Origin of the sequence: Sphaerochaeta sp. S2 (genome assembly GCF_016406725.1) — a bacterium.
GTDB lineage: Bacteria > Spirochaetota > Spirochaetia > Sphaerochaetales > Sphaerochaetaceae > Sphaerochaeta.
The window spans coordinates 1-1515 of the sequence record NZ_JAEKNT010000073.1 but is presented as its reverse complement, the minus strand read 5'-3'; the positions used below and the strand labels follow the sequence as shown (position 1 = coordinate 1515).

1 protein-coding gene and 1 pseudogene are annotated in these 1515 nt (G+C 44.7%); both read left to right on the top strand.

Annotated features, from left to right (window positions below; genetic code table 11):
* The first annotated feature begins 298 nt into the window (after window positions 1-298).
* Window positions 299-1285, top strand: coding sequence for a substrate-binding domain-containing protein (locus JF818_RS01850; protein WP_198890294.1), 987 nt, complete (start codon window positions 299-301; stop codon window positions 1283-1285).
* A gap of 131 nt (window positions 1286-1416) precedes the next feature.
* Window positions 1417-1515, top strand: a pseudogene (locus JF818_RS16610) (sugar ABC transporter ATP-binding protein); the annotation flags it as partial.

Genomic DNA, 1515 nt, shown 5'->3' with positions numbered 1-1515 from the left:
CCCTGCTACTTAGAAGAGGATCTCCTTTCTAGCTAAGAAGGAAAAGTCTTTTATTACTTAATCCCTGAATATGAGCTTTGAAACCATCTAGAATCGTAAGAAAACAAACCTTTGTAATAAGATAACTAACCTTTTCTCTCCTTTCTCGAGATTTGACTTGAAAGCGTAAGATATCTTACCAAACTCAATAGAATACCTCATGTACTTCTGACATACCCGACCTTAGGATTTTATTACTAGATGCGGCGTTGCCGCAAAAAAACAATCTATTTTTATGATTCCTTAAAAGGAGGGACACATGAAAAAAACTCTAGGTATTTTATTGGTTCTGGTTATACTGGGATCGGGCGCTCTGTTCGCCGCTGGTGTGCAAGAATCTGGTCTAACTAAGGTTGGTATTGTAAATCTACCACCAGAAGAATCCGGATATCGTCAGGCTAATGTTGAAGACATGAATGCTGTATTCTCAGAAGCAAACGGCTATGACGCAAAACAGACCAACACCATGGACAACAGCGAGCAGATCGCTGCAGCAAAAGGCTACATCCGAGACGGAGTGGACTACCTTTTGATCTCAGCAGCAAACGCTTCTGGATGGGATGACACTTTGAAGTCTGCAAAGGATGCAGGAATTCAGGTAATTCTCTTTGACCGTGCAATTGACACTGACCCCTCCAATTACCAGGCCGCTATTCTCTCTGACATGGCCTATGAAGGTGAAAAGGCAGTGGAATGGGTATTGGGACTTGATCTTGATGAGATCAATCTGATCCTTATTCGCGGACAGATGGGTTCTGCAGCTGAAATTGGCCGAAGTGCAGCAGTACTGGAAGCCGCAAAAGCAGGCAAACTCAACATAGTTGCCGATGGAACCGGTGGAGACAGCTGGAGTCTTGAAGAAGCTCGTAAAGTTGTTGAAGCAGCAATTGCCGCAGGCAAGGATTTCAACGTCATCTACGCTCAGAACGATGGTATGGCACAAGGTGCCGTGCAGGCACTTGAAGCAGCTGGGATCAGTCACGGTAAGGGTGGAAAGGTCAAGGTCATTGGATTTGACTTCAACCGCTTTGCACTCAGAAACGTACAGGCTGGTTACTGGGATGCTGACATGCAATGTAACCCACGTCAGGCTGCTCAGATCTCTGAATGGATCAAGAGTGGAAAGATGCCCAGTGGCATAGTCTACCAGGAAGAGTTGCTCTTAACTACTGACACGATTACTGATGAACTCATCGAGAAATGGGGAATCAATGCCGATCCAGGTAAAGGTGTAATCACAAGGTAAGTATTTGTAATCACAACAATGTAGTATTTGCAGTGCGGTGCGCAGAAATAATTCTGCATGCCGCACCGCAATTAGCTCGTACCGTATCAGTAAAAGGAGACCTTTGATTGTTGTCAGAAACCATACTTGAAATGAAGGATATCAGCAAATCATTTCCTGGCGTCAAAGCTCTGGATTGCGTAGACTTCAAGCTCCGAAAAGGTGAAATCCATGCACTCATGGGCGAAAAC